Origin of the sequence: Synechococcus sp. KORDI-49, assembly GCF_000737575.1 — a bacterium.
Lineage (GTDB): Bacteria > Cyanobacteriota > Cyanobacteriia > PCC-6307 > Cyanobiaceae > Parasynechococcus.
In genome coordinates this window covers 1360037-1382707 of record NZ_CP006270.1, presented here as the reverse complement: position 1 = coordinate 1382707, position 22671 = coordinate 1360037, and the positions used below count along the sequence as shown (strand labels likewise).

Annotated in this window: 25 protein-coding genes; 14 read left to right on the top strand and 11 right to left on the bottom strand. The window is 64.2% G+C overall.

Going from position 1 to position 22671, the window contains the following annotated elements:
• Positions 1-20 precede the first annotated feature (20 nt).
• The 4 genes from argS to KR49_RS07110 all read left to right on the top strand — a co-directional run bounded on the left by argS (position 21) and on the right by KR49_RS07110 (position 5806).
• Complete coding sequence (argS, locus tag KR49_RS07125; protein WP_043693386.1) at positions 21-1793, top strand: arginine--tRNA ligase; 1773 nt, start codon at positions 21-23, stop codon at positions 1791-1793.
• Positions 1790-2908, top strand: coding sequence for a histidinol-phosphate transaminase (locus KR49_RS07120; protein WP_043693383.1), 1119 nt, complete (start codon positions 1790-1792; stop codon positions 2906-2908). The genes argS and KR49_RS07120 overlap by 4 nt, the downstream gene beginning before the upstream one ends.
• Positions 2905-3897 carry an asparaginase gene (locus KR49_RS07115; protein WP_043693376.1) on the top strand — a complete coding sequence of 331 codons (993 nt, stop codon included), beginning with the start codon at positions 2905-2907 and terminating at the stop codon, positions 3895-3897. Before KR49_RS07120 ends, KR49_RS07115 begins: the two co-directional genes overlap by 4 nt.
• 130 nt (positions 3898-4027) lie before the next feature.
• Positions 4028-5806 (top strand): hypothetical protein, encoded by a 1779-nt coding sequence (locus KR49_RS07110; protein ID WP_043693373.1) that lies wholly within the window; start codon positions 4028-4030, stop codon positions 5804-5806.
• A 10-nt stretch (positions 5807-5816) separates the two neighbouring features.
• On the opposite strand, the gene KR49_RS07105 is transcribed toward KR49_RS07110, so the two are convergent.
• The 6 genes from KR49_RS07105 to prfB all read right to left on the bottom strand — a co-directional run bounded on the left by KR49_RS07105 (position 5817) and on the right by prfB (position 9485).
• Complete coding sequence (locus KR49_RS07105) at positions 5817-6539, bottom strand: MBL fold metallo-hydrolase (RefSeq protein ID WP_043697056.1); 723 nt, start codon at positions 6537-6539, stop codon at positions 5817-5819.
• A gap of 25 nt (positions 6540-6564) precedes the next feature.
• A complete protein-coding gene (locus KR49_RS07100) occupies positions 6565-7167 on the bottom strand; it encodes an aminodeoxychorismate/anthranilate synthase component II (RefSeq protein WP_043693370.1) in 603 nt (200 codons plus the stop codon).
• Between the two features lie 18 nt (positions 7168-7185).
• A complete protein-coding gene (locus tag KR49_RS07095) occupies positions 7186-7599 on the bottom strand; it encodes a diacylglycerol kinase family protein (RefSeq protein ID WP_253912860.1) in 414 nt (137 codons plus the stop codon).
• A gap of 34 nt (positions 7600-7633) precedes the next feature.
• Positions 7634-8170, bottom strand: coding sequence for an rRNA maturation RNase YbeY (gene ybeY, locus KR49_RS07090; protein ID WP_052378315.1), 537 nt, complete (start codon positions 8168-8170; stop codon positions 7634-7636).
• 16 nt (positions 8171-8186) lie between these two features.
• Entirely contained in the window at positions 8187-8351 is a 165-nt protein-coding gene (locus KR49_RS13320; protein WP_071839706.1) for a DUF3285 domain-containing protein, read from the bottom strand.
• A 5-nt stretch (positions 8352-8356) separates the two neighbouring features.
• Positions 8357-9485, bottom strand: a protein-coding gene (prfB, locus tag KR49_RS07085; RefSeq protein WP_156957149.1) for a peptide chain release factor 2 whose coding sequence is annotated in 2 segments (ribosomal slippage) — positions 8357-9409 and positions 9411-9485 — 1128 coding nt in all. Because the reading frame shifts where the segments join, the coding sequence is not laid out codon by codon here.
• 77 nt (positions 9486-9562) lie between these two features.
• Between prfB and grxC the strand changes: the two genes are divergently transcribed.
• The gene (grxC, locus tag KR49_RS07080; RefSeq protein WP_043693359.1) at positions 9563-9820 is read left to right on the top strand and encodes a glutaredoxin 3; all 258 of its coding nucleotides are present in this window, start codon (positions 9563-9565) and stop codon (positions 9818-9820) included.
• A 3-nt stretch (positions 9821-9823) separates the two neighbouring features.
• Positions 9824-10747, top strand: a complete 924-nt coding sequence (gshB, locus tag KR49_RS07075) for a glutathione synthase (protein WP_043693356.1) — start codon at positions 9824-9826, stop codon at positions 10745-10747.
• On the opposite strand, the gene KR49_RS07070 is transcribed toward gshB, so the two are convergent.
• Positions 10714-12132 (bottom strand): isochorismate synthase MenF, encoded by a 1419-nt coding sequence (locus KR49_RS07070; protein WP_043693352.1) that lies wholly within the window; start codon positions 12130-12132, stop codon positions 10714-10716. The two genes, gshB and KR49_RS07070, sit on opposite strands and share 34 nt — an antisense overlap.
• A 71-nt stretch (positions 12133-12203) precedes the next feature.
• Here KR49_RS07070 and menA point away from each other — a divergent pair, with 71 nt between their 5' ends.
• From menA to KR49_RS07055, 3 genes are read left to right on the top strand one after another with little or no spacing between them, the layout of a single operon-like run.
• Positions 12204-13145, top strand: a complete 942-nt coding sequence (gene menA / locus KR49_RS07065) for a 2-carboxy-1,4-naphthoquinone phytyltransferase (protein ID WP_043693349.1) — start codon at positions 12204-12206, stop codon at positions 13143-13145.
• A gap of 7 nt (positions 13146-13152) precedes the next feature.
• Positions 13153-14121, top strand: coding sequence for an o-succinylbenzoate synthase (locus KR49_RS07060; RefSeq protein ID WP_043693345.1), 969 nt, complete (start codon positions 13153-13155; stop codon positions 14119-14121).
• Complete coding sequence (locus KR49_RS07055; protein WP_253912726.1) at positions 14103-15293, top strand: AMP-binding protein; 1191 nt, start codon at positions 14103-14105, stop codon at positions 15291-15293. The genes KR49_RS07060 and KR49_RS07055 overlap by 19 nt, the downstream gene beginning before the upstream one ends.
• On the opposite strand, the gene KR49_RS07050 is transcribed toward KR49_RS07055, so the two are convergent.
• Together KR49_RS07050 and KR49_RS07045 are read right to left on the bottom strand one after the other, a co-directional pair.
• Positions 15264-15719, bottom strand: a complete 456-nt coding sequence (locus tag KR49_RS07050) for a thioesterase family protein (RefSeq protein ID WP_043693342.1) — start codon at positions 15717-15719, stop codon at positions 15264-15266. The genes KR49_RS07055 and KR49_RS07050 overlap by 30 nt on opposite strands.
• A gap of 5 nt (positions 15720-15724) precedes the next feature.
• Entirely contained in the window at positions 15725-16909 is a 1185-nt protein-coding gene (locus KR49_RS07045; protein WP_043693339.1) for an NAD(P)H-quinone oxidoreductase subunit H, read from the bottom strand.
• Between the two features lie 56 nt (positions 16910-16965).
• Between KR49_RS07045 and rsmH the strand changes: the two genes are divergently transcribed.
• A complete protein-coding gene (gene rsmH / locus KR49_RS07040; RefSeq protein WP_043693336.1) occupies positions 16966-17859 on the top strand; it encodes a 16S rRNA (cytosine(1402)-N(4))-methyltransferase RsmH in 894 nt (297 codons plus the stop codon).
• Positions 17849-18358, top strand: a complete 510-nt coding sequence (locus KR49_RS07035) for a DUF456 domain-containing protein (protein ID WP_043693333.1) — start codon at positions 17849-17851, stop codon at positions 18356-18358. The genes rsmH and KR49_RS07035 overlap by 11 nt, the downstream gene beginning before the upstream one ends.
• On the opposite strand, the gene KR49_RS07030 is transcribed toward KR49_RS07035, so the two are convergent.
• Both KR49_RS07030 and KR49_RS07025 read right to left on the bottom strand, forming a co-directional pair.
• Positions 18345-19151, bottom strand: coding sequence for a hypothetical protein (locus KR49_RS07030; RefSeq protein ID WP_043697048.1), 807 nt, complete (start codon positions 19149-19151; stop codon positions 18345-18347). The two genes, KR49_RS07035 and KR49_RS07030, sit on opposite strands and share 14 nt — an antisense overlap.
• Positions 19152-19186: 35 nt before the next feature.
• The gene (locus KR49_RS07025; RefSeq protein ID WP_043693331.1) at positions 19187-20362 is read right to left on the bottom strand and encodes a cysteine desulfurase family protein; all 1176 of its coding nucleotides are present in this window, start codon (positions 20360-20362) and stop codon (positions 19187-19189) included.
• A 27-nt stretch (positions 20363-20389) separates the two neighbouring features.
• Here KR49_RS07025 and KR49_RS07020 point away from each other — a divergent pair, with 27 nt between their 5' ends.
• From KR49_RS07020 to KR49_RS07010, 3 genes are read left to right on the top strand one after another with little or no spacing between them, the layout of a single operon-like run.
• A complete protein-coding gene (locus KR49_RS07020) occupies positions 20390-20914 on the top strand; it encodes a hypothetical protein (RefSeq protein ID WP_043693329.1) in 525 nt (174 codons plus the stop codon).
• 38 nt (positions 20915-20952) lie between these two features.
• Positions 20953-21684 carry a response regulator transcription factor gene (locus KR49_RS07015; protein WP_043693326.1) on the top strand — a complete coding sequence of 244 codons (732 nt, stop codon included), beginning with the start codon at positions 20953-20955 and terminating at the stop codon, positions 21682-21684.
• On the top strand, positions 21681-22607 hold the full coding sequence (locus KR49_RS07010) for an RNA pseudouridine synthase (protein WP_043693323.1): 927 nt from the start codon (positions 21681-21683) through the stop codon (positions 22605-22607). The genes KR49_RS07015 and KR49_RS07010 overlap by 4 nt, the downstream gene beginning before the upstream one ends.
• The last annotated feature ends 64 nt before the right edge of the window (positions 22608-22671 follow it).

Here is a 22671-nt window from a genome sequence, read left to right as displayed (position 1 = left end):
AGCCGGATGTTCCGGCGCGGATGCTCAGCCTGTCCCACACCCTGGACGCCCAGCTGCGGGCGGCGATGGCACGGGCCTTCCCCGAAGCCGATGGGCCATTAGATCCGCAGCTGGCGCCTGCCAGCAAGCCGGAATTCGGTGATTTCCAGGCCAACGGTGCCCTGCCGCTGGCCAAGCCGCTGAAACAGGCGCCGCGGCAGATCGCCTCAGCGATCCTGGAGCAGCTACAGGCCGACCCCGACTTCACCGATCTCTGCCTGGAGCCTCAGATCGCCGGACCTGGTTTCATCAACCTCACCCTTCGCCCGGAGCGGCTGGCGGCTGAGGTGGCTGCCCGGCTCGGGGACGCACGCCTCGGGGTGCCGGCGGCGGAGAACACCTCACCGGTGGTGGTGGACTTCTCCAGCCCCAACATCGCCAAGGAGATGCATGTGGGGCACCTGCGCTCCACGATCATCGGCGACTCGTTGGCGCGGGTGCTGGAGTTCCGCGGCCATCCGGTGCTGCGCCTCAATCATGTGGGCGACTGGGGCACCCAGTTCGGGATGCTGATCACCCACCTCAAGCAGGTGGCTCCCGAAGCGCTGGAGACAGCGGACGCCGTGGATCTCGGCGATCTGGTGGCGTTCTACCGCGAGGCCAAGAAGCGGTTCGATGAGGACGAAGCCTTCCAGACCACATCCCGGGACGAGGTGGTGAAGCTGCAGGGGGGCGACCCCGTTTCGCTGAAGGCCTGGGGACTGCTCTGCGATCAGTCGCGCCGTGAATTCCAAAAGATCTACGACCGCCTCGATATCCGCCTGAGCGAGCGCGGTGAGTCGTTCTACAACCCGTTCCTGCCGGCGGTGGTGGATGGCTTGAAGGACGCTGAGTTGCTGGTCACCGATGACGGTGCCCAGTGCGTGTTCCTCGAAGGAGTGCAGGGCAAGGACGGCCAACCCCTGCCGGTGATCGTGCGCAAGAGCGATGGCGGCTTCAATTACGCCACCACCGATCTGGCGGCGATCCGCTATCGATTCGGTGATGGCCCTGAGGGGGATGGCGCCCGCCGCGTCATCTACGTGACCGATGCCGGCCAGGCGAACCATTTCGCGGGGGTGTTCCAGGTGGCCGAGCGGGCCGGTTGGATCCCCGATGGAGCTCGCCTTGAGCACGTTCCCTTCGGTTTGGTTCAGGGGGAGGACGGCAAGAAGCTCAAGACCCGATCCGGCGACACGGTGCGCCTGCGAGATCTTCTCGATGAAGCGGTGGAGAGGGCTGAGGCCGACCTGCGCTCGCGTCTGAAGCAGGAGGAGCGCAGCGAGTCGGAGGAGTTCATCCAGCATGTGGCGGGAACTGTTGGTTTGGCGGCTGTGAAGTACGCCGACCTCAGCCAGAACCGGATCACCAATTACCAGTTCTCCTTCGACCGGATGCTGGCGCTGCAGGGCAACACGGCGCCGTATCTGCTGTATGCCGTGGTGCGCATCGCCGGCATTGCCCGCAAGGGGGGCGACCTGGAGGCGTCCACGGCTCAGCTGGCGTTCACCGAGCCCCAGGAATGGGCCCTGGTGCGGGAGCTGCTGAAGTTCGATGCGGTGATCGCGGAGGTGGAGGAGGAGTTACTGCCCAATCGTCTGTGCAGCTATCTGTTCGAGCTCAGCCAGGTGTTTAACCGCTTCTACGACCAGGTGTCTGTGCTGAAGGCGCCAACCGAGGCACTGCCGTCTCGGCTGGCCCTCTGCCGCCTGACCGCTGACACCCTCAGACTGGGGCTCGGACTGCTGGGCATCGCCACCCTGGATCGCATGTGAGTCAAGCCGAGCGCCGCTTCACGCCGGCCGGTGCCCCTGCGGCCCGTCCTGCCGTTGAAAACCTGAAGGGCTACAGCGCACCTCTGGAAGGACGTCGTGATCTCCTGCGACTGGATTTCAACGAGAACACCATCGGTCCCAGCCCGCTGGTGGCCCAGGTGCTGCGGAGTTTCAGCAGCGAGGAGATCGCTGTTTATCCCGAGTACGACGGGCTGCAGGAGGCGGTGGTCCGCAACCTGCTGGAGACCGGTTGCCGTGCCGGACTGCAGCCGCATCAAGTCGGCGTGTTCAACGGCGTTGATGCCGCGATTCATGCGGTGTTTCAGGCCTATGGCGATGCCGGAGACCGTCTGCTGACCACGGCTCCCACCTTCGGCTACTACAGCCCCTGTGCGCGCATGCAGGGGATGGAGATCGAGGCGATTCCCTACGACGGTGCGGGGTTCTCCTTTCCTCTGGAGATGATTCGTGAGGCTCTCGAGGCACGATCGCCGCGGCTGCTGCTGATCTGCAACCCCAACAACCCCACGGGAACACGTCTGGAGCCGCAGCGGATTCTTGAACTGGCGACCGCAGCCCCCACCACGCTGGTGGTGGTGGACGAGTTGTATGAGGCGTTCACCGGCGACAGTGTGCTGCCGTGCGCTGATTTCTCGGCCACGCCGAATGTGCTGGTGTTGCGCTCACTGGCCAAAACCGCCGGGCTGGCGGGTCTGCGCATCGGCTTTGCCATTGGTCATGCCGATGTCGTCGATCGGGTGAGCCGCGTCACGGGTCCGTACGACGTCAACAGCGTGGCTGTGGCTGCGGCATTCGCGGCGCTGGCGGATCAGTCCTACGTGGATGCCTACGTCGCCGAGGTGCTGCGCGCCCGCGCCTTGACCCTGGAGGGTCTGAAGGCTGCAGGACTCCGTCATCACTGCGACGGCGGAAACTATCTGCTGATCTGGCCGAAGCGTCCTCCCCTCGAGGTGGAGGCGGATCTGCGCGCAGCCGGAATCCTGGTGCGTTCGATGGCTGGCAAACCGCTGATCGATGGCTCCCTGCGCGTCAGCCTCGGCACAAGCAGTCAGATGCAGCGTTTCCTGGAGGCTTTCCTCGCCATCGACCCGTGACGCGTCTGCTGCTGCTGGCCACCGGTGGAACCATTGCCGGGCGTGCTGCCGAGGCGACCCAGCTCAATGCCTACACCGCCGGTGTCATGGCCGGAGACGACCTGCTGGCGGCGCTTCCGCAGTTGCAGGGGTTTGCGGATATCACGGTGGTGCAGATCGCCAATGTCGACAGCGCTGACCTGTTGTTTGACCATTGGCGCGCGTTGGTGGGGCGCATTCGTGATGCCTTTGCGGCAGATCCAGAGCTGGCCGGAGTGGTGATCACCCATGGCACCAACACGTTGGAAGAGACGGCCTGGCTGCTTCAACTGCTGATCGATGACCCTCGACCCGTCGTCCTGGTGGGAGCGATGCGTCCGGCCACGGCCCTCAGTGCCGATGGGCCGCTCAACCTGTTTCAAGGCGTGCAGGTGGCGTTGAGCCCCGAAGCCCATGGCCACGGCGTGCTGGTGGTGATGGATGGCCAGATCCATGGCGCCCAGCGGGTCACCAAGGTGGCCACCCAGGGGGTGGGAGCCTTTGCCAGTCCAGGCAGCGGACCGCTGGGCTGGGTGGATGATGTTGGCGTGCATCTGTCAACGGCGAGCGGATCACGGCAAGTGCCCTTTGCAGAGCTCGCTTTACCGGAGCAATGGCCGCAGGTGGCCATCTTTTACGGGTGTGTGGAGCCCGATGCTCGTGTGCTGACGGCATTGCTCGAGGCCGGTGTTGAGGGGCTGGTGTTCACCGGTACGGGTGCCGGCCAGTTGTCCGCCGCTGAGCGTTCGGCGCTTCAGGCTTGGCAAGGGAAGCGGCCGCTGATGCTGCGTGCCAACCGCTGTGGATCAGGGCCCGTGCATGGGTGCCCTGAGGATGAACGGCTGGGGCTGCTGGCGGCAGGCCACCTCAATCCCCAGAAAGCACGGGTGCTGGTGTTGTTGTGTGTTGTCGCGGGTTTCGATCGCGCAGCGCTATCGGCACGGTTGCTCAAGCTCGAACCAGTGAACTGATTGCCTTCAGCACAATCAGCTGCCTCACCGAAGCTTTTGGTTGATTTTCTGATTGCCGATGTGAATCAATTCTGCACTTCCATGACGTTCTTGTTGGGTGCTTTTAGTTTGAAGAAATTGAAATGATTTCATGAGCAACCAGACAAAGCGACGCTTGAGGGGTCAGGGAAAAAAGAACTACGACATCAAGCTTAGTTTTGCGAGCGTTGATCAAGCGGGTAATGAAGGGGTTGCGATTCGCGGTTTCATACCTCCGTCTGAGCAGACCATTCCGGCCCATCCCGTGAATCCACCAGCAGTGGCACCCATTGCTATAGATACAACGTCGGAGCTTCTCTTCAACTACCAGGTCGTTGGAGGTGTTCCCTATGAGTATGATATTGGTCAGTTTGAAATTACTGCAGCTCAGTATTGCGCGTTTCTCAATGCTGTCGATTCTAAGGGTGAGAATCCAAAGCAGCCGTGGACCAAGGTTAAGCTTTGGAATGAAAAAAATAACCCCTTGGTGAACCACTTTCAGGGCCAGATTTTATATGTAGATCACGCTGATGATGGCCAGCATTATGCCGTGGCTGATCCGGTGTGGGCGGATAAGCCGGTGATGATGATCAACGGATTTCAATTCGCGTATTTTATCAATTCTCTTGTTAATGGAGAAGCGGTAGGGCATAAGCAGTCCAAGCGAAAGAGTCCTCTCGGATTTGATGTTGACGTGACAGATCGTTATTATAAGTTTTCCGAGACGATTGATACTGGTTCTTATGATTTGAGTGATTCGAATTATGCATTTCTGGCCCGTCAGAATGTCGATGGTCTGTTTTTCCCTTCCCAGGATGAGTGGATCAAGGCTGCTTATTATGCGGGCGAGGAGACGGGAAACGGAACGAACTACTTCTATTTTCCAACCGTTAGCAACGAGGCCCCGATTCCCCTGTTTACTCAGGAAGGTAAAAGTCAGGATCTAGCAAAGGGGGAAGCTGCTGACAGCTCTTTTGCTCGAGTGAATGTCAGCGATACAGGTGAAGTTCAGACTGAAGATCTTGAATCAATTGTAAAGAGTAATCAGGGCTATTCCAATTATGATTTTGGTGTTTTCTGGCAGCCTTGGTATGCGCCAGCGGGTCAGACCTATGGGAACGCAAATGTTACGGATGTTGGCGGCTCCGATAGTCCATCTCCCTGGCTTGCTTACGACATGGGTGGAAACGTTGTCGAGTATACCGACACCATTGCTGGTGCATTGGATATCCCCCATCTCTCGGAAGATCTTCAGCAGCTGCCTGTTGGATTTCGGGCCCATGGCGGCATCGCTAACGCAACGGGGTATCAACTCTGGATCACCGCAACTGGCGCCGGAGATCCTTACGGACAGATCATTGGATCTGCCTATGAATACGGTGGAGCCCGGTTGAGCTTTCTTGGCGATGATCAGTCGAAGAACAGGACTAAGAACCTAAGGCTTTCCAGTCGAGCTGATGTGATTACTGGTCAGAAAGTGGTCACGCGAGCTGATTCGATCGCCACGTTTGACACCCACTATTCCAAGAGTTTGGGTGAGACGATCGCCTTGCTTTCTGAGGAAGATGCTGGTTATGTGTCGATGCCCAGCTCTTTTTTCAATGTGTCCAAAAAGGATGGCGGTCGAAACTATTATTCCATGACCCACGATGCCACTGGAACGAGCCGGATCGTGCGTGGAAAACAACGGGCGAAGGACATCATGAAGGCCGGTGGGTATTCAGATTCTGATAAAGCCTTTCGGGCACTGCCACCGATGGAAGGGGATGTTCAATTCGTTGGATATTTCAATCCCAACACTGGTGCTTATGGGTATTCAGAGTTAGAGGCAGATGCAGTTGGATTTGCCGAGTTGGGATACATCTCTCAAGGACCAGTTTGGTCGGTTTGAGTGGCTCCAGCTACTGCATCACCGTGATCACGGTGGTGTCGTCGAGGCTGCCCGGCAGGGTCTGCGACTGGCCGACACGGCGCACTGCGGTTCCGCCCATGGCATCGAGGAATGGCTGCACACCCCCTTGATCACAGCCTTCAGGGGCGTCGCCGTTGACGTACTGCACCGGAATCACGCGCTTGGGGTTCAACTGCTTCACCACTGCGGTGGCTTCTTCAGCGTTGAAGATCTTGCTGCCGCCGCCCACGCCGATGATCAGCACATCCGGCCGGCCCAGCAACACCCGGTCGGCCCCGCTGAGTGGACCTGCCGTGGCACCGAGATGGGCAAAGTTGAGTCCTCCCTGCTGCCAGCGCCAGATGGTGGAATCGCCGAAGCGGCGACCATCGATGCGGTCGTGGGGGCTGGCGAAGCCCTCCAGCACCAGCCCGCCGACGCGATAGGAGCCCGGCGCCACCAGAAACCGGCCGCTGGCAACCCCACGGGCCCCTTCATCAGCCAGTTCGGAACTGGCCAGAATCACCCCGGCGTTGACCCGTGGTTCTCCGAGGCCCGCAGCGCAGCCAACCGCCCGATAGGGATTCAGCAGCACAGACTGCCCTCCTCCTCGGATCAGCAGCGCCCGCTGTCCATAACTGCTGATGGTGACGCCGGTACCGGCAAGAGCTGAAGCCTGAAGCCCCAGAGCCAGTCCGGTTGCAGCCATCAGGGTGGTGCGCAGCACGGGCATCGGGAACGACATGTGGCCAAGGACGTTAACAGCGATGCCCCTCGGCCTCCCGCAGGAAATTGGCCAGCAGCTGATGGCCGGCCTCCGTGAGCACACTTTCGGGATGGAACTGCACGCCCTGCAGGTGAGGGTGGTTCCGATGCCGCAGCCCCATGATCGTTCCGTCTTCGAGCCAGGCCGTCACTTCAAGGCATTCGGGAAGACTGTCCCGCTCAGCGATCAGTGAGTGATAGCGGGTGGCGGTGAGGGGCTGAGGCAGCCCGGCGAAGACGCCTTCACCCCGGTGCAGAACGGCGGACGTCTTGCCGTGCATCTGTTCGACGGCACGGACCACGCGCCCGCCGTGCACCTGGGCGATGGCCTGGTGACCAAGACAGACCCCAAGGGTCGGAGTCGTTGGCGACAGCTCCCTGAGAATCTCGAGGCAGACGCCGGACTGGTCCGGATCCCCCGGGCCTGGGGACAGCAGGATCGCGTCGGGCATGAGCTCTCGGATCGCCGTTAGATCGAGTTCGTCATTGCGGTGCACCCTCAGGTCAGCTGCGATCGGGTGCTGCGGAGCGAGCTCCCCCAGGTACTGGACGAGGTTGAAGGTGAAACTGTCGTAGTTGTCGATGACCAGCAGCATCGTCTCAGGGGGTGGGGATCAGAGCCCCAGACGGAGCAGCAGGGGGGGAAGCAGCAGGAACAGGGCGATCAGCAGTGAACTGATCGCAGCCACCAGCACGGAAGCGGCGGCACAGTCCTTGGCGATGCGGGCCAGCGGGTGGTAGCGGCGGCCGATGGCCAGGTCGACCACGGCCTCGATCGCCGTGTTCAGCAGTTCGAGCACCAGCACGGCGGCCACCGTCAGCACCAGCACCGCCATCCGGATCAGATCCAGCTGCAGCCAGGTCCCGAGACCGAAGACCACCAATCCGATGATCACGTGGATCCGGAAGTTGCGCTGACTGACGAAGGCGTAACCCAGCCCCTGAGCTGCGTATCGGAAACTGGCCGGCAGATCTCCGGCGATGCGCCAGGATCCCCGCCGGACACCGCGCTGTCCTGTACCAGGCATGGCAGCGACCTCCTCAGGCACCGGGATGGGGGTGTCAGTGGGCATCTCGCAGGGGATCGGTGACCACCAGGCCTTCACCTCGGGGCTGAACACTACCGCCAATGTCCAGGAGATGCTCCTGCAGTGCCAGCATCGCCGCCAGGGATTGATCATCCGGATGATCCCAGCCCAGCAGGTGCAGCAGTCCATGGCTGACCAGCCAGCGCAGTTCGCGCTCCAGGCTGTGGCCCTGCTCCTCCGCCTGGCGCTCAGCCGTCTCAACGGAAACGACGATGTCGCCGAGCTCGAGGCAGGGGGTGTTGGGCCAGCCGTCGCTGGGATCCAGCGCTGCGAAGGAGAGCACATCGGTGCTTTCCGCCCGATCCCGCCAGTGCTCGTTCAGTCCGGCGATGGTGCTGTCATCGGTGAAGCGCAGCCCGAGGCTCACCTCCTCGGCGGTGCGCACCGGTGCCGGGCAGGTCAGCTGGGCATCGGTTCGGACCGCTTCGATCCAGCTGATCAGTTGTTCAGGCCAGGGAATCAGGCCCGTCTGAAGGCCTGGTCCGAGATCCAGGGCCAGGTCGAGGGAGATCACGGCTGGCTTCCGGTCAGTGCGGCAGGGTCGGACGCCCCAGCCAGGCCACCAGAACGATGAACCCGAGGAATCCAAAGGCGGTGAGGCCGAAATGCACCAGGCTCTGACGACCCTTGCGCACCATGTTGCGCATCGCCTGTTTGGTGAAGCTGGGGGGTGACGAGGTTTCCGTGGCCATCGGATTCAGCTGTCGGCATCGTCGCCGGGACGGTCAACACCCTGCCGCAGGGAGGCATCGATGAAGGGGTCGAGTGCGCCATCCATCACACCCTGCACATCGTTGGTCTCCTCACTGGTGCGCAGGTCTTTGACCATCTGATACGGATGGAACACGTAGTTGCGGATCTGGTTGCCCCAGGCCGCTTCCACGATGTCGCCACGGATGTCGGCGATCTCAGCGGCTCGCTGCTCCTGGGCGATCACCAGCAGCTTGGCCTTGAGCAGCGCCATCGCCTTCTCCTTGTTCTGGAGCTGGGAGCGTTCCTGGGTGCAGCGCACCGCCAGGCCGGTGGGGATGTGCAGGATCCGAACCGCCGTTTCCACCTTGTTCACGTTCTGCCCGCCGGCGCCGCCGGAACGACTGGTGGTGACCTCCAGATCCTTTTCGGGGATGTCGATGTCGACCTCCTCGTCGATCTTGGGCATCACCTCGATGCCGGCGAAGCTGGTCTGGCGCTTGTCGTTGGCGTTGAACGGTGAGATGCGCACCAGGCGATGGGTGCCTTTCTCGTTGCGCAGATAGCCGTAGGCGTAGCGCCCTTCCACTTCGATCGTGCAGCTCTTGATGCCCGCTTCCTCACCCTCGGAGAGTTCGTCCACGGTCACCTTCATGCCGTGGTCCTCGGCCCAGCGGGTGTACATGCGCAGCAGCATCTGAGCCCAGTCCTGGGCATCGGTGCCACCGGCGCCGGCATTGATGGTGAGAACAGCGCCCTCCTTGTCGTAGTCACCACTGAGCAGGCGCTCCAGCTCCCAGCGGTCCAGGCCCAGGCGAAGACCGTCCAGGCCCTGCTGGGCCTCCGCGAGCATGTCGTCGTCGGGCTCAAGGTCGTACAGCTCAAGAGTGGCCTGAGCGTCCTCGATCGACGCGCGCCAGTTCTGCAGTTGCTGCAGCTGTGCTTTCACCTCGTCGAGGTTGCGCATCTGCTTCTGGGCGTTCTGCTGGTCATCCCAGAAGTCGGGCTGGGCAGCCAGCTGCTCGAGATCTCTCTGCCTGGCGTTCAGTGCGGGGACGTCAAAGACAGTCCTGGGCATGGCCCAGGCGGTCAGTGAGCTCGGAGAGATCGCGCTTGAAGTCGGTGAGGTCCAGCAAGGACGGGTCCTTGATCAGGGATCGACGCTACCAGCGCCTTCGCTTCATAGAGTCCGGAGATCGGTGTCATTCGAGCCATGGCCAAGGTCGAGATCTACACGTGGCGCACCTGCCCGTTCTGCATCCGGGCAAAGCATCTGCTGGACAGCAAGCAGGTGTCGTACACGGAGTACGCCATCGACGGTGACAATGCCGCCCGCGATGCGATGGCCGAGCGCAGTGGAGGCCGCCGCAGCGTGCCCGAGATCTTCATCGATGACCGTCACATCGGAGGGTGCGATGAACTGCATGCGCTGGAGCGGGCCGGCGAGCTTGATCCTCTGCTCGCCGCCTGAGCCATGCGTCAGCTGTTCGTTCTGGATCCCCTGCAGCAGGTCCGTCCGGAGAAGGATTCGACGGCGGCGTTGATGCAGGCGGCCCAGCGGGCGGGCGATGACATCTGGGCCTGCACACCATCGGATCTGATTGCCCGGGGGGACGAGCCCCTGGCTGTGGCGCTGCCGGTGACACCGGACCCCTGGATCGGTGTCGGATCTCCGGAGCGTCAGTCGTTGTCTGGATTCGACGTGATCTGGATGCGCAAGGACCCGCCGGTGGATGAGGCCTACCTGTACGCCACCCATCTTCTGGAGGTGGCCGAGCGCGCCGGTGTGCGCGTGCTCAACCGCCCCAGTGCCCTCCGCGCCTGGAACGAGAAGCTCGGAGCTCTGCGCTTCAGTCGCTGGATGGCACCGACGCTGGTGGCCGGCCGTGTCAGCGAGTTGACCCGATTCGCGGAGGAGCAGGGTGAGGTCGTTCTCAAACCTCTCGGTGGTCGGGCCGGGCTTGGTGTGATCCGGGTGTCGGCCGATGCGCCCGGGCTCAAGGCCCTGCTCGATCTGGTCACCGATCAGGAGCGGCTGCCGGTGATGGCACAGCGGTTTCTTCCGGCTGTGATGGAGGGCGATAAGCGCATCCTGCTGGTGGACGGAGAGCCGCTTGGAGCGGTGAACCGGCGTCCCAGCGCCGGAGAGTTCCGCAGCAATCTGGCGGTAGGTGGTCAGGCCGAGGCGACGGTCCTGAGCGAGCGGGAACGTCGCATCTGCGAGGCGTTGACGCCATCCCTGCGCTCGGAAGGTCTCTTCTTCGTGGGCATCGATGTCATTGACGGCATGTTGAGCGAGATCAATGTCACCAGCCCGACGGGCATCCGCGAGGTGGAACGGCTGATGCAGCAGCCGCTTGCGGATCAGGTGATCGAGCGGCTGCGTGGACTGCTCTGAGCGTCGGAGCTCCAGTCGAGCTGGTCGGCGAGGACGGCCAGCTTCAGACCCACTTCCTGGAGTTCCCGCTCAGCGATCGATCCCCGCACCAAACCGGCACCGGCGGTGAGATCCAGACGCTGGCCGCGGGCATGGCCGCAGCGGATGGCCACACGCAGCTCGGCATCTCCGGCGCTGTCGATCCAGCCGAACGGAGCGGCGTAGCCCCCCCGTTCGAACGGTTCCAGGGTCCGAAGCCAGGCCATGGCCTCCCGACGCGGCAGACCCGCCACAGCAGGTGTCGGGTGGAGCTGGTCCGCCAGCGCCAGAGCGGAGAGGCCGCCGGTCTCCGCCGTGATCGGTGTGTGCAGATGGGTGAGGCGGCCATGGCGTGCCAGCTGAGGCTGACGCCGTCGCCATGGCGTCAGGCCCGCCTGGCGCAGTTGATCGGTGATCGTCTCCACCACCAGTTCATGTTCTCTGCGGTCCTTGTCGGACTGCAGCAGCTGTTGACCGTCATCGCCATGACCGGCGGTGCCGGCCAGGGCATCGCTGCGCAGGCAGCCTCCCCGAAGACTCAGCAACCGCTCCGGTGAGGCTCCAAAGAACACATTCCCGGCTTCCCGCTGCCACAGAAACCGGCAGCTGCCCGCCTGCTGCCGCCTCAGGCGGCTCAGCAGAGGTAGCGGATCGAAGGGCTGCGTCAGATCGATCGACTGGCGCACCGCCAGCACCAGCTTGTGCAGATCGCCGCCGTTGACCAGCTCAAGGGCACGGTGGAGTGCACCGCTGTACTGGTCCTGCCAGGGCAGTGCGGCATGCCGGCTCCAGAGAGGTTCGGCCTTGTCCACGGGCTCGGCTGGCCGGGACTCCTCCAGATCCGTTGCCTTCAGCCAGAGCCGTTCGGCCAGATGACGGGCATCGGCGGCATCGGTGACGACGCCGTTGATGCGCAGCCAGCCGCGGCGTCCCTGGCGGCTCAGTTGCCAGCAGGGCAGTACCGCCTGGACCGAGGGCACCGTCATCGGGTCCTGCTGATGTCCGGTGGTCTGATCGAAGAAGCTGAAGCTGAGCAGCACCCGCGGTCTGGCCTGGGGCGGGCAGTCGGGCCGACCATCCACCAGCCGCCCCAGCGTCAGATCGGAGAAGCGCTGGGCCAGTTCGAAGCGGCGGCTTCCCGCCAACTCCAGCTGCTGGCAACGCCCAGCTGCCGCCAGACTCAGCCCCGGTGCACAGTCCCACAGCATCCGGAAGGTCTGCTCGCCGGCCAGCCCCGTCAGCGCCCACATGGGGTCAATGCCGTCGAGAGGCAGCGCCAGGCTGAGCAGGCCATCGTCGCCGCTCCGGTCCCTCCATCCGGACTCGGCAGCACTCAGCAGGTCATAGAAGCGTGAGTCAGCCGGCATCCGCGGCGAAGGCTGTGCAGGGGGACTGCTCAAATGTATGGGTCATCATCCGGACCGAGGCGGTCCAGTCCATGCCAGAGCCTCAGGATGTCGCATCCCGTTACGACAAGCGCCGTCGTCTGTGGATGGCAGCGATCAAATGGCCGATGTACTCGGTCGCTGTCATGCCGGTGCTGCTGGCCGCCGGCTGGCGGCTCGGGGCCGGTCTTGGCCTGCGCTGGGATCAGCTGCTTGGTTTCCTGCTGGCGGCGATCCTGCTGCTGCTCTGGGAGAACCTCAGCAACGATCTCTTTGATGCCGACACCGGCATCGATGAGCGGGGGAAGCCCCACTCGGTGATCAATCTCACAGGTCGTCGCGACTGGGTGGCCCTGCTCTCCAGCACGGCACTGCTGCTCGGCCTGCTGTTGATGGGCTGGCTGGCTCTGCGCAGCAGTCCTGCCGTTCTGCCGCTGGTGCTGCTGTGCTGCGGCATCGGATACGCCTATCAGGGGCCACCGCTCCGCCTGGGGTATCGGGGTCTGGGGGAGCCCCTCTGCTGGCTGGCCTTCGGCCCCCTCGCCACGTCGGCTGCCCTGCTGGTGCTGGCTCCCGAGGGAACCGCCGCGATTCCCTGGCGCATCGCGCTGACCCTCAGCGCGGGGCCGGCGCTGGCGACCACGCTCGTTCTCTTCTGCTCCCATTTCCACCAGGTGGAGGAGGATGCAGCCCACGGCAAGCGATCGCCGGTGGTGCGTCTCGGCAGCGCCAGGGCAGCGGCTCTGGTCCCATGGTTCGTGGCCCTCACCCTGGCCTTGGAATGGATCCCCGTCCTGCGGGGGCAGTGGCCTCCGACCGTTCTGCTGGCCGGCATCGGTCTGCCGGCAGCCACGGCGTTGATCCGTCTGCTGCATCAGCACCATGACCAGCCTGAGCGGATCGTCGGCAGCAAGTTCCTGGCATTGCGCTTTCAGGCCCTCAACGGTCTTGGTCTGAGTGTGGGACTGGCCCTCTCGGCGGTCAGGCTCTATTGATGAAGCCATGGACCTTCAGCTGCAGATCCGACCGTTCCGGTTTGCGCTGATTCAGCCGCTGCGCACGGCTGCAGGGGTGCTGCGGGATCGTTCCGGCTGGCTGCTGCGGCTCGAGAGCAGGGGTGGCCGAATCGGCTGGGGGGAGGTCTCCCCGCTCGATCAGGCACTGCTGCCCCGCTGCCGGCGTGAGCTCGAGACGCTGCCCAGCCCTCTGACGCGGGAGACGCTCGAGCCGCTGTTGCCACGACTCAGCGGCGCCATCGGTTTCGGCCTCGGTGGTGCGCTGGCGGAACTGGATGGGCTGGTTGGAGATCGCGCCAGGCGCGGCTGGCTGATGGCACCACAAGGGGCGGAGCTGCTGCCGGCCGGAGGCCTGATGCTGCCGCATCTGGATCGTCTGCTGGAGCAGCGCGGACGCCGTCGGGCGCTGACGCTGAAATGGAAGGTCGCGGCAGAGGCAGACGGGCTGGAGCGCCGCTGGCTTGAGCAGTTGATGGAACGCCTTCCGTCGACGGCGCGTCTGCGGTTGGACGCGAACGGCGGTTGGGACCGAACGACAGCGCTGGCCTGGATGCGCTCGTTGGTGGGAGATGCACGCTTCGCCTGGCTGGAGCAGCCCCTGCCCCCGGACGATCGGGACGGACTGGAATCGCTGGCGGAGCAGGGGCCGGTGGCATTGGACGAGTCCCTGATGCGCGATCCCAGGCTGCGGGAGACCTGGCCCGGCTGGCAGGTGCGCCGCCCAGCCGTGGATGGTGATCCGCGTCTGCTGCTGCGGGATCTGCAGGAGGGCATGCCGCAGCGGATGGTGAGCACCGCTTTTGAAACAGGGATCGGCCGCCGTTGGTTGCATCACCTGGCAGCACTCCAGATGCAGGGTCCGACCCCGGCGGCCCCGGGGCTGGCTCCAGGCTGGTGTCCTGCCGGCCCGCTGTTCTGCGATGACCCGCAGGTGGTGTGGGAGGCGGCGACCTGATGGAGGCCTCTGCTCTGCTCAGCCGTCCCGGGGAGTCCGAATGGCTGCAGCTGGGAGACCCGCCAGTCCCGGAGCGATTGTTGCCGAAGGGGCCCGGAGTGGTGATCGGCAGCGGGGGCAGCACCGGTGGACGGCGCCTCTGCCTGCAGCCGGCGGCGCACCTGGATCGCTCCGCTGCCGCCACGGCGGATTGGCTGCGGAGCATCGGCATTGATCCGGCGGCCTGTCTGACGCTCAATCCCCTGCCGATGCATCACGTCAGCGGGTTGATGCCCTGGTGGCGCAGCCACTGCTGGGGAAGTCCGCACGCTCCGCTGGCTCCCGATCTGATGAAGCGCCCCGAAGCGTTGGTGCGTCATTGCAGCGACCTGCCGGACTGGCAGGGGCGTGTGCGGCTGCTCTCGCTGGTGCCGACCCAGCTCGCCAGGCTGATGGGGCAACCAGCCGCAGAGGCCTGGCTGCAGGGCTTTGCTGTGATCTGGGTGGGCGGCGCTGCGCTGCCGGCAACTCTGGCCGCGCGGGCCAGGGAGCGGGGCATCCGGCTGGCCCCCTGTTACGGCGCCACGGAGACGGCCGCGATGGTGGCGGCGCTTCCCCCGGATCGCTTCCTTGCCGGTGCAGCGGGCTGCGGTGATCCGCTCCCGGATGTGGATCTGCGTCTCACGGAAGCCGGCGGCCTGCAGGTCAGAACGGACCGTCTTGCCTGGGGCTGCTGGTGCCCTGATCAACCGGATCGGATCGCCCCGCTGGCCGATGCCGACGGCTGGTGGAGTTCCGGCGACAGGGCCGTCCTCGGAGAGGGGGGGGTGCAGCTGATCGGACGGCTCGATTCAGCCGTTCAGTCCGGCGGCGAGACGGTGTTCCCCGAGCAGCTCGAGCAACGTCTGATGGAGGCGGCCCGCAGGCAGCGTCTGCCGCTTGCGGCAGTGCTGCTGCTGGGCGTCGACGACGGTGAGTGGGGGGCGAGGCTGGTGGCGCTGATCCGGCCGCAGGCGGGCTGCTCCGAGGTGGACCTGCTGGCCTCTCTGCAGGCGGTCACGGTTGATTGGATGGCCGCGGAACGCCCAAGACGCTGGGTGCTCTGTGCGGACCTGGCGGTCAGTGATGCGGGCAAATGGCGCCGTGATCACTGGCGGCGTTGGCTAGAGCGGGTTGATGCGGCCGAGGCCTGAGGCCTCCAGCCAGCGGTCGACGCCCTCCGGCAGGTTGCAGCGCCGGCGGGTCGTCGCCTTGATCGCGACATGGCGGAGCAGGCCGCGGGCCACGCTGGAGCCGGCATGCAGAAAGTTGCTGCTCACCTCGAAACTGCCGGGATCCAGTCGCCTGGGCTCGAGCGTCACCACCAGACCATCGCCTGCGTGGACCGGTCCGAGGAAATCGGTGCTGCAGTGCACCACCGGCAGGGCCACATCGGGGAAGCTGTGCTGGCCGCGGCAGCCGGGAAACACGTCCGTTGGCTGCACACCGAAGGACTGCAGGCTCTCCTCCCAGCTTTCATGACACCAACGCAGCAGCTGGTGAAAATGCATCACACCAGCAGCATCGGTGTCGCCGAAGCGAACCGTCCGTTCCAGGGTCAGCCAGGGCGGGATGTCCAGAGGACTCAGCGATCCACGGACCCCATGATCACGTCGATGGAACCAAGGATGGCCATGATGTCGGCCACCTTGTGTCCCTTGAGGATGTGGGGAAGGATCTGAAGATTGTTGCTGTCAGCGGCTCGGATCTTGAAACGCCAGGGCGTGACATCGTTGTTGCCCTGGATGAAGATGCCGATCTCCCCTTTTCCTGATTCCAGACGGGTGTACAGCTCACCGTCAGGGATCTTGAAGGTGGGCGCAACTTTCTTGGCGACGTACTGGTAATCGAAGCCTGCGGCCTCGCTCCCCTTGCCTTCGTTGAGTCGTCGCGCCTCGAGATTCTCGGTGGGACCACCGGGGATCATGTCGCAGGCCTGACGCAGGATCTTGAGGGACTGGCGCATCTCCTCGATTCTCACGCGGTAGCGCGCGTAGCAATCACCTTCCTTCTCCCAAGCCACCTGCCAGTCGAAATCGTCGTAGCACTCGTAGTGGTCCACCTTGCGGAGGTCCCAGGGCACACCGGAGGCCCTCAGCATCGGGCCGGACAGGCTCCAGTTGATGGCGTCCTGCTCCTCGATCGTGCCGAGCCCTTCGATGCGGCGTCGGAAGATCGGGTTGTTGGTGATGAGTTTTTCGTATTCGTCGATCTTCGGAGCGAACCAGTCGCAGAAATCGCGACACTTCTCCAGCCATCCCCAGGGGAGATCGGCTGCGACACCGCCGATCCGGAAGTAGTTGTTGTTGATCAGGCGCTGACCGGTGGCCGCTTCCCAGAGGTCGTAGATCATCTCCCGCTCCCGGAAGATATAGAAGAAGGGCGTCTGGGCTCCCACGTCCGCCAGGAAGGGTCCAAGCCAGAGCAGGTGGTTGGCGATGCGGTTCAGCTCCAGCATCAGCACGCGGATGTAGCTGGCACGCTTCGGCACCGGGATGTCCGCCAGCTTTTCCGGAGCGTTGACCACCACCGCCTCGTAAAACATGCCGGCCGCGTAGTCCATGCGGCTCACGTAGGGCACGAACATCACGTTCGTGCGGTTCTCGGCGATCTTCTCCATGCCCCGGTGGAGGTAGCCGATCACCGGTTCGCAATCCACCACATCCTCACCATCGAGGGTCACCACCAGCCTCAACACCCCATGCATGGAGGGGTGGTGAGGCCCGAAGTTCACCACCATCGGCTCCGTGCGCGTTTCCAGCTGCGTCATGGGAGCCACGGATCGATCGATGAATCAATCTTAAGGAGTCCACCTCGGGTCGTTGCTTGCCGATCGCGCCTCAGTTCAGCCACGTGCCGGTGCTGGCGGATGCCGTTGTGGCAGCTGCGCAGCCTCTGGCGGAATCGGCCGGTCTGCTCATTGATGCCACCCTCGGTGGAGGCGGTCACAGCGCTCTGCTCCTGGAGCGGCATCCGGGGTGGCGGCTGATCGGTCTCGATCAGGACCCCACGGCTCGCGCAGCAGCGGCCGAGCGACTGGCTCCCTTCGGAGAGAGAGTTCAGATCGTCGCCACCAACTTCGCGGACTTCACCCCTGACGAACCGGCCCTGATGGTGCTTGCGGATCTGGGGGTGAGCAGTCCCCAGCTGGATGTGGCGGCGCGGGGATTCAGCTTCCGCCTGGATGGGCCTCTGGACATGAGAATGAACCCGGATCAGGGAACGGAGACGGCGGCGCAGCTGATCGGGAGGCTTGAGGAGGGCGAGCTGGCCGACCTCATCTACGCCTATGGAGAGGAGCGACTGTCGCGCCGTATCGCCCGCAGGATCAAGGCGGATCTGGCTGCGCAGGGGGCCTACAGCGGGACGGCCGCCCTGGCCTACGCCGTGGCCGGCTGCTATCCGCCGAAGGTGCGGCGGGGACGCATCCATCCCGCGACCCGCACCTTCCAGGCCCTGCGGATCGCCGTGAACGACGAGCTGGGTGTGCTGGACCGACTGCTTCAGCAGGCCCCGGACTGGCTGGAGCCCGCTGGGCGGCTGGGAATCATCAGCTTCCACTCCCTCGAGGATCGCCGCGTGAAGACGGCATTCCTGCGTGATGACCGGCTGGAAAGGCTCACCCGCAAGCCCGTCGTGGCCTCCGCGGAGGAACAGGACAGCAATCCCCGCAGCCGCAGTGCCAAGTGGCGACTGGCTCGGAGGATCGATGCCGGTTGATCCGATCTGGTGGCTGGCGCTGGCCCTCCAGCTGGTGGCCCTGCCGGGAACACTGCTGCCGGTGCTGCCGGGACTGCTCTGGCTGCCGGTCGGTGCCGGGCTCTGGTGCTGGCATGTCGGCTGGAGTGCCGGCTGGCCGCCGCTGCTGCTGGCCACGGTGACCTTCGGCTTGGGGCTGATCGCCGATCTGCTGGCGGTGAGCCTGGCCACAGCGAGGCTGCAGGCTGGTCGCTGGTCTGCTCCGGCAGCGGTTGTCGGGCTCGGTTTCGGTCTGTTGGCCGGTGGATTCGGGGTGCTGATCGGTCCCTGGTTGATGGCAACCGTCGTGGAGGCATGGTCGCTGCAAGAGCGCTCTCCGGAGCTCGGTTGGAATGCCCGCGCTGTCCGCTCGATGCGGGTCGGCCTGGCGGTTGTGGCCGGACTGCTCGTCAGCCAGGTGGCTCAGCTGCTGCTGGCCTTGATCGGAGCGGTGGGGTTCGTGCTGCTCACCGCCCTTTGAGGAAATCGGCCCGGTCGTCGGAGCCGAACAGCTGGCGGTAGGCGGCACCGGTGATGCAGAAGACGAGGGGAACCGCTGCCAGCAGACCCAGAACCATCAGCAGAACGCCGATCAGAAGGATGATCGTCTGCAGCACCAGCAGGCCCAGCACCGCCCACCACTGACCCTTCACACGTTCAAAGCCGCTGCGGATCGTCGTGATCGGGCCACGACCATCGAGAAGTGCGATGAAGCCCAGGAAGGACTGGTTCACCTGCACGTACACCGCCAGAACCCAGCCGCTCAGCAGCGCAATGAGGGCCACGGGGCTCTGCATGAGCTTCATGACCATCGTCTGATAGCCCGGGATCAGCACGTTGAGCTGCTGCGGATCGCTCAGATCGCTCGTGAAACTGAGATTCAGCAGCCGGGCGGCGGGCTGGATGGCCTCGGCGGCGGTCAGGGCAACCCCGATCACGATCAGAGCGATCGGCAACAGCAGCAGAGCCAGCACCAGCTGACTGCTGAACAACCGCCAGATCGCCGGACCGTTCAGGGCGGCGAGATCCGCGAAGGCCGGTTTTCTTCCGTCGAGCGCGATCCAGGCACCACGCACCAGCCCGATGCTGATCCAGAGATCGATCAGCGTTGTGGCCAGAAACCCGGCGATTCCGGGAAGCAGATCCACCAGCGACGACAGGATCGTCGCGACGACCGCGAAGCCGACGAAGCTCCACGGGGAAAGCAGGAAAGCCCTCCAGCCATCCCGGATCGCCAAGCCCGCATCGAGAGAGTGCCCCGGCGTGCTGGTCATCATCGGTTTCAGGGATCAGTCGGAAGGTACTGAGTTCAAGGGGTGAGCGCACGCACTGCCTGCGTGATCACACGGATCGCCTGCTCCACGTCCTGCTCGGTGGTGCTTCGTCCGAGGCTGAGCCGCAGGGAGGCTTCCGCCAGCTGTCGGCTGCGGCCGAGAGCCTGCAGCACATGGGAGGGTGAGCCGTTGCTGCAGGCGGATCCGCTGCTGCAGGTGAGTTCCGGACGCAGAGCCCGATGCAGGCGATTGCCATTGACCCCGGGGACGCTGATGTTGAGGTTGTGAGCCAGGCGTGGTGCCTGAGCTCCGTTGAGCAGGATCTGAGGAAGCTGTTCCTCCAGACCGCGGAGCAGGTGATCCCGCAGCTTTTGCAGTCGCGCGGAACGGGCATCCCGTTCCGAGACCGTCAGCCGTGCCGCGGCAGCGAACCCGACGATCAGGGGAGCCGGGAGGGTGCCGGGGCGCAGGCCCTGTTCCTGGCCGCCGCCCCACTGAAGAGGGGTGAGATCGATCCCCGGGCGGATCACCAGGGCTCCGATCCCTTTGGGGCCGTACAGCTTGTGGGCGCTGAGGCTGACCAGGTCCAGTCCCAGGGCATCCGGATCGAGGGGAATATGTCCAAAGGCCTGGGCCGCATCGCTGTGAACCGTGATGCCCCGTTGCCGGCAGATCGCGGAGAGTTCCGCCAGTGGTTGCAGCACTCCGATTTCATTGTTGGCCGCCATCACGCTCACCATCACCGTGTCAGCGGTGATCGCATCCCTGAGATCGTCCGGGCTGATCAGGCCATCGGGTCCAGGCTTCAGCAACGTCAGCTGGAATCCCTCGCGCTGAAGCTGATGGAGAGGGTCGAGAACGGCGTGGTGTTCTGTGACCACGCTGATGAGATGGCCCGGCCGGTCTCCCGAACGCCTCCGGGCTCTGGCGTGGCCAAGCAGGGCGAGGTTGTTGGCTTCGGTGGCCCCGCTGGTGAACACCACCCGTTCGGGTTCCACCGCCAGGCATTCCGCCAGCTGCCGTCGCGCCAGGGAGACCGCGGCGGCGGCACTGAGCCCGAGCCGATGCTGCCGGCTTGAGGGATTGCCCCACTGCTCGCACCAGTACGGCTCCATCGCCTCCACCACTTCGGCAGCACAGGGCGTGGTCGCCTGGTGATCAAAGGCAAGTGGTGACGAGGTCAGATCAGAGGCGCGGGTTCTTGTCACCATGGTGCGCAGATTTCCGCCGCAACGCGCATGCGTTCTGTGCTGTCCAGGCTGATGTTGTCCGCAGCCGTTGCCTTGCCTGTGCTGCTGTGCACTGCGCCGATCCGCGGGATCGATCGTCAGGAGGTGCTGGAGCAGATGAAGAAATCCAGGCCTCAGGATCTGAAGGTGCTGATCGAGGAGCCCGATGCCGGAGGCCCGCGCATCATCGGCATCTATGCGGTGAGGACGCCCTCGTCCACGGACACCATGCGGCGTTATCAGATCTGGGAGGAATCCCCTTCCGATCTGAACATCTACTTCGAGTCGGTCGACTGCAGCGCCTCCAGCCCGGTTCGCGTCAAACGCACCGCGACGGCGGTGTACGTGCGGACGATCAATCCCGGGGGTCCGGTGAACGACACCAACCGTGAGGATCATCTGGTCTGGTGGGCGGCCTGTGTTCCGGAGCTGGCGGGCACCGATCCGGTCACGCTGAGGGACAAGGCCCTGTCTCTGGGGTATTCGACCCTGATTCCCGAACGTCAGGAGCAGTTACCCGCACTGGCTCCCTGAGCTCGTGCTTCATACATTGAACTGAGTGCGAGCCAGCCATGAGCGACGCCCCCCCACCCAGCACAGACGAGCAGGAGGTTCCGGCGCCGAGGCTGCTGCTGGTTGACGATGAGCCCGGTCTGCGAACAGCGGTTCAGGCTTACCTCGAGGACGAGGGATTCGATGTGACCACGGCCGTGGATGGCGAGGAGGGCTTCGTGAAGGCGCAGCAGATGCTGCCGGATCTGGTGATCAGCGACGTGATGATGCCGAGACTCGATGGCTACGGCCTGCTGAAGAAGCTGCGGGCCGACGAGCGTTTGGGAGGAACCCCGGTGATCTTCCTCACGGCCAAGGGGATGACGGCGGACCGCACCCAGGGGTACATGGCCGGCGTGGATGACTACATCCCCAAGCCGTTCGACCCGGATGAACTGGTGGCGCGGGTGCGCAACGTGGCGCAGCGCCAGCAGCGGTTGCTGCAGGAGGCGGCCCGCTTCGCTGACACGGACATGGGTCAGATGGCCAAGCAGATCACCGAAATCCGCTCCCTGCTGGCCCAGGCGGAAGCTCTGCCCGCGAAAGAGCCGGTGGTGCACAGCTTCACGCCGCGGGAGGCGAGCGTGCTGCAACTGGTGGCCGAGGGGCTGATGAACAAGGAGATCGCCCGCCAGCTGGAGACCTCGATCCGCAACGTCGAGAAGTACGTGAGTCGGCTGTTCAACAAGACCGGCACGTCCAGCCGCACGGAACTGGTGCGCTATGCCCTGGAGCACCGTCTGGTGACTTGAGGGCTGGCTGGCGCGAGGCGGCGCTCAATCAGGGCTGGACGTATCGCGACCGGGTGCCGGCTGAAGCGGCCGGCTCGTCCTTGATCGACTGGTTGGCGCAGCTCTATCGCCATTCGGATGCCGAGATGTGGCGTCAGCGCATCACCGCTGGTGAGCTGGATTGCAATGGGCTGCGCTTGTTGGCAGATCGGCAACTGCAGGGCGGAGAGATCCTCTGTTGGCGTCGCCCGCCCTGGCGGGAGGAGGCGATTCCCGATCAATGGCAGACGATCCATGACGACGGCGATCTGTTGGTGATCAACAAGCCCTCGGGCTTGCCGGTGATGCCCGGTGGGGGCTTTCTGCGCCACACGCTCACGGCCTTGCTCGAACCCACAGGTGCGCGGCCGGTGCACCGCCTGGGGCGCTTCACCTCCGGTTTGCAGGTGTGTGCCCGCACGCCGCAAACCCGTGCTTTCTGGTCGAAACAGTTCCGGCCGGAGGGCGGTTGCCGCAAGGTGTATCAGGCCTGGAGTCAGCGGGTGCCGGCTTTGGAGCGGGGGCAGTGTTTGACGGTGACCAGTGATGTGGTGGAACGGCCGCATCCGATCCTGGGCTGGATCTGGGGGCCGGAACCGCACGACGATGCGCCGATCCGCAAACGCCTTTCGGCCCACTCTGAGCTGGAGCTGTTGGAGCGCACGGCTGAGGGCGATCGCTTGCAGGTGACGATCACCACCGGCCGGCCCCATCAGATCCGCATCCATCTGGCGCAGCTGGGCAGTCCGCTGCTGGGGGATCCGTTGTATTTGCCTCATCGCGAGATTTCAGCAACCGCAACCCCCGGGGATGGGGGCTATCGGTTGCATGCCTGGCGGTTGGAGGGACTTGGCCGCCGCTTTCAATGTGATAGCGAGCGAGAATCATTCTTATTGAAAATGTGATAGCGAGCGAGAATCATTCTTATTCTTTTTGGTCTCAATCTTTTTGTCTCTTGTTGAGTCGCGC

Excerpts from the sequence above, each read along its gene's own strand:
- argS (WP_043693386.1), top strand. The coding sequence starts at position 21 with ATGCTCAGCCTGTCCCACACCCTGGACGCCCAGCTGCGGGCGGCGATG.
- KR49_RS07110 (WP_043693373.1), top strand. The coding sequence starts at position 4,028 with ATGAGCAACCAGACAAAGCGACGCTTGAGGGGTCAGGGAAAAAAGAAC.
- KR49_RS07105 (WP_043697056.1), bottom strand. The coding sequence starts at position 6,539 with ATGCCCGTGCTGCGCACCACCCTGATGGCTGCAACCGGACTGGCTCTG.
- KR49_RS07100 (WP_043693370.1), bottom strand. The coding sequence starts at position 7,167 with ATGCTGCTGGTCATCGACAACTACGACAGTTTCACCTTCAACCTCGTC.
- KR49_RS07095 (WP_253912860.1), bottom strand. The coding sequence starts at position 7,599 with ATGCCTGGTACAGGACAGCGCGGTGTCCGGCGGGGATCCTGGCGCATC.
- KR49_RS13320 (WP_071839706.1), bottom strand. The coding sequence starts at position 8,351 with ATGGCCACGGAAACCTCGTCACCCCCCAGCTTCACCAAACAGGCGATG.
- grxC (WP_043693359.1), top strand. The coding sequence starts at position 9,563 with ATGGCCAAGGTCGAGATCTACACGTGGCGCACCTGCCCGTTCTGCATC.
- gshB (WP_043693356.1), top strand. The coding sequence starts at position 9,824 with ATGCGTCAGCTGTTCGTTCTGGATCCCCTGCAGCAGGTCCGTCCGGAG.
- KR49_RS07070 (WP_043693352.1), bottom strand. The coding sequence starts at position 12,132 with ATGCCGGCTGACTCACGCTTCTATGACCTGCTGAGTGCTGCCGAGTCC.
- menA (WP_043693349.1), top strand. The coding sequence starts at position 12,204 with ATGCCAGAGCCTCAGGATGTCGCATCCCGTTACGACAAGCGCCGTCGT.
- KR49_RS07060 (WP_043693345.1), top strand. The coding sequence starts at position 13,153 with ATGGACCTTCAGCTGCAGATCCGACCGTTCCGGTTTGCGCTGATTCAG.
- KR49_RS07045 (WP_043693339.1), bottom strand. The coding sequence starts at position 16,909 with ATGACGCAGCTGGAAACGCGCACGGAGCCGATGGTGGTGAACTTCGGG.
- KR49_RS07035 (WP_043693333.1), top strand. The coding sequence starts at position 17,849 with ATGCCGGTTGATCCGATCTGGTGGCTGGCGCTGGCCCTCCAGCTGGTG.
- KR49_RS07030 (WP_043697048.1), bottom strand. The coding sequence starts at position 19,151 with ATGACCAGCACGCCGGGGCACTCTCTCGATGCGGGCTTGGCGATCCGG.
- KR49_RS07025 (WP_043693331.1), bottom strand. The coding sequence starts at position 20,362 with ATGGTGACAAGAACCCGCGCCTCTGATCTGACCTCGTCACCACTTGCC.
- KR49_RS07020 (WP_043693329.1), top strand. The coding sequence starts at position 20,390 with ATGCGTTCTGTGCTGTCCAGGCTGATGTTGTCCGCAGCCGTTGCCTTG.
- KR49_RS07015 (WP_043693326.1), top strand. The coding sequence starts at position 20,953 with ATGAGCGACGCCCCCCCACCCAGCACAGACGAGCAGGAGGTTCCGGCG.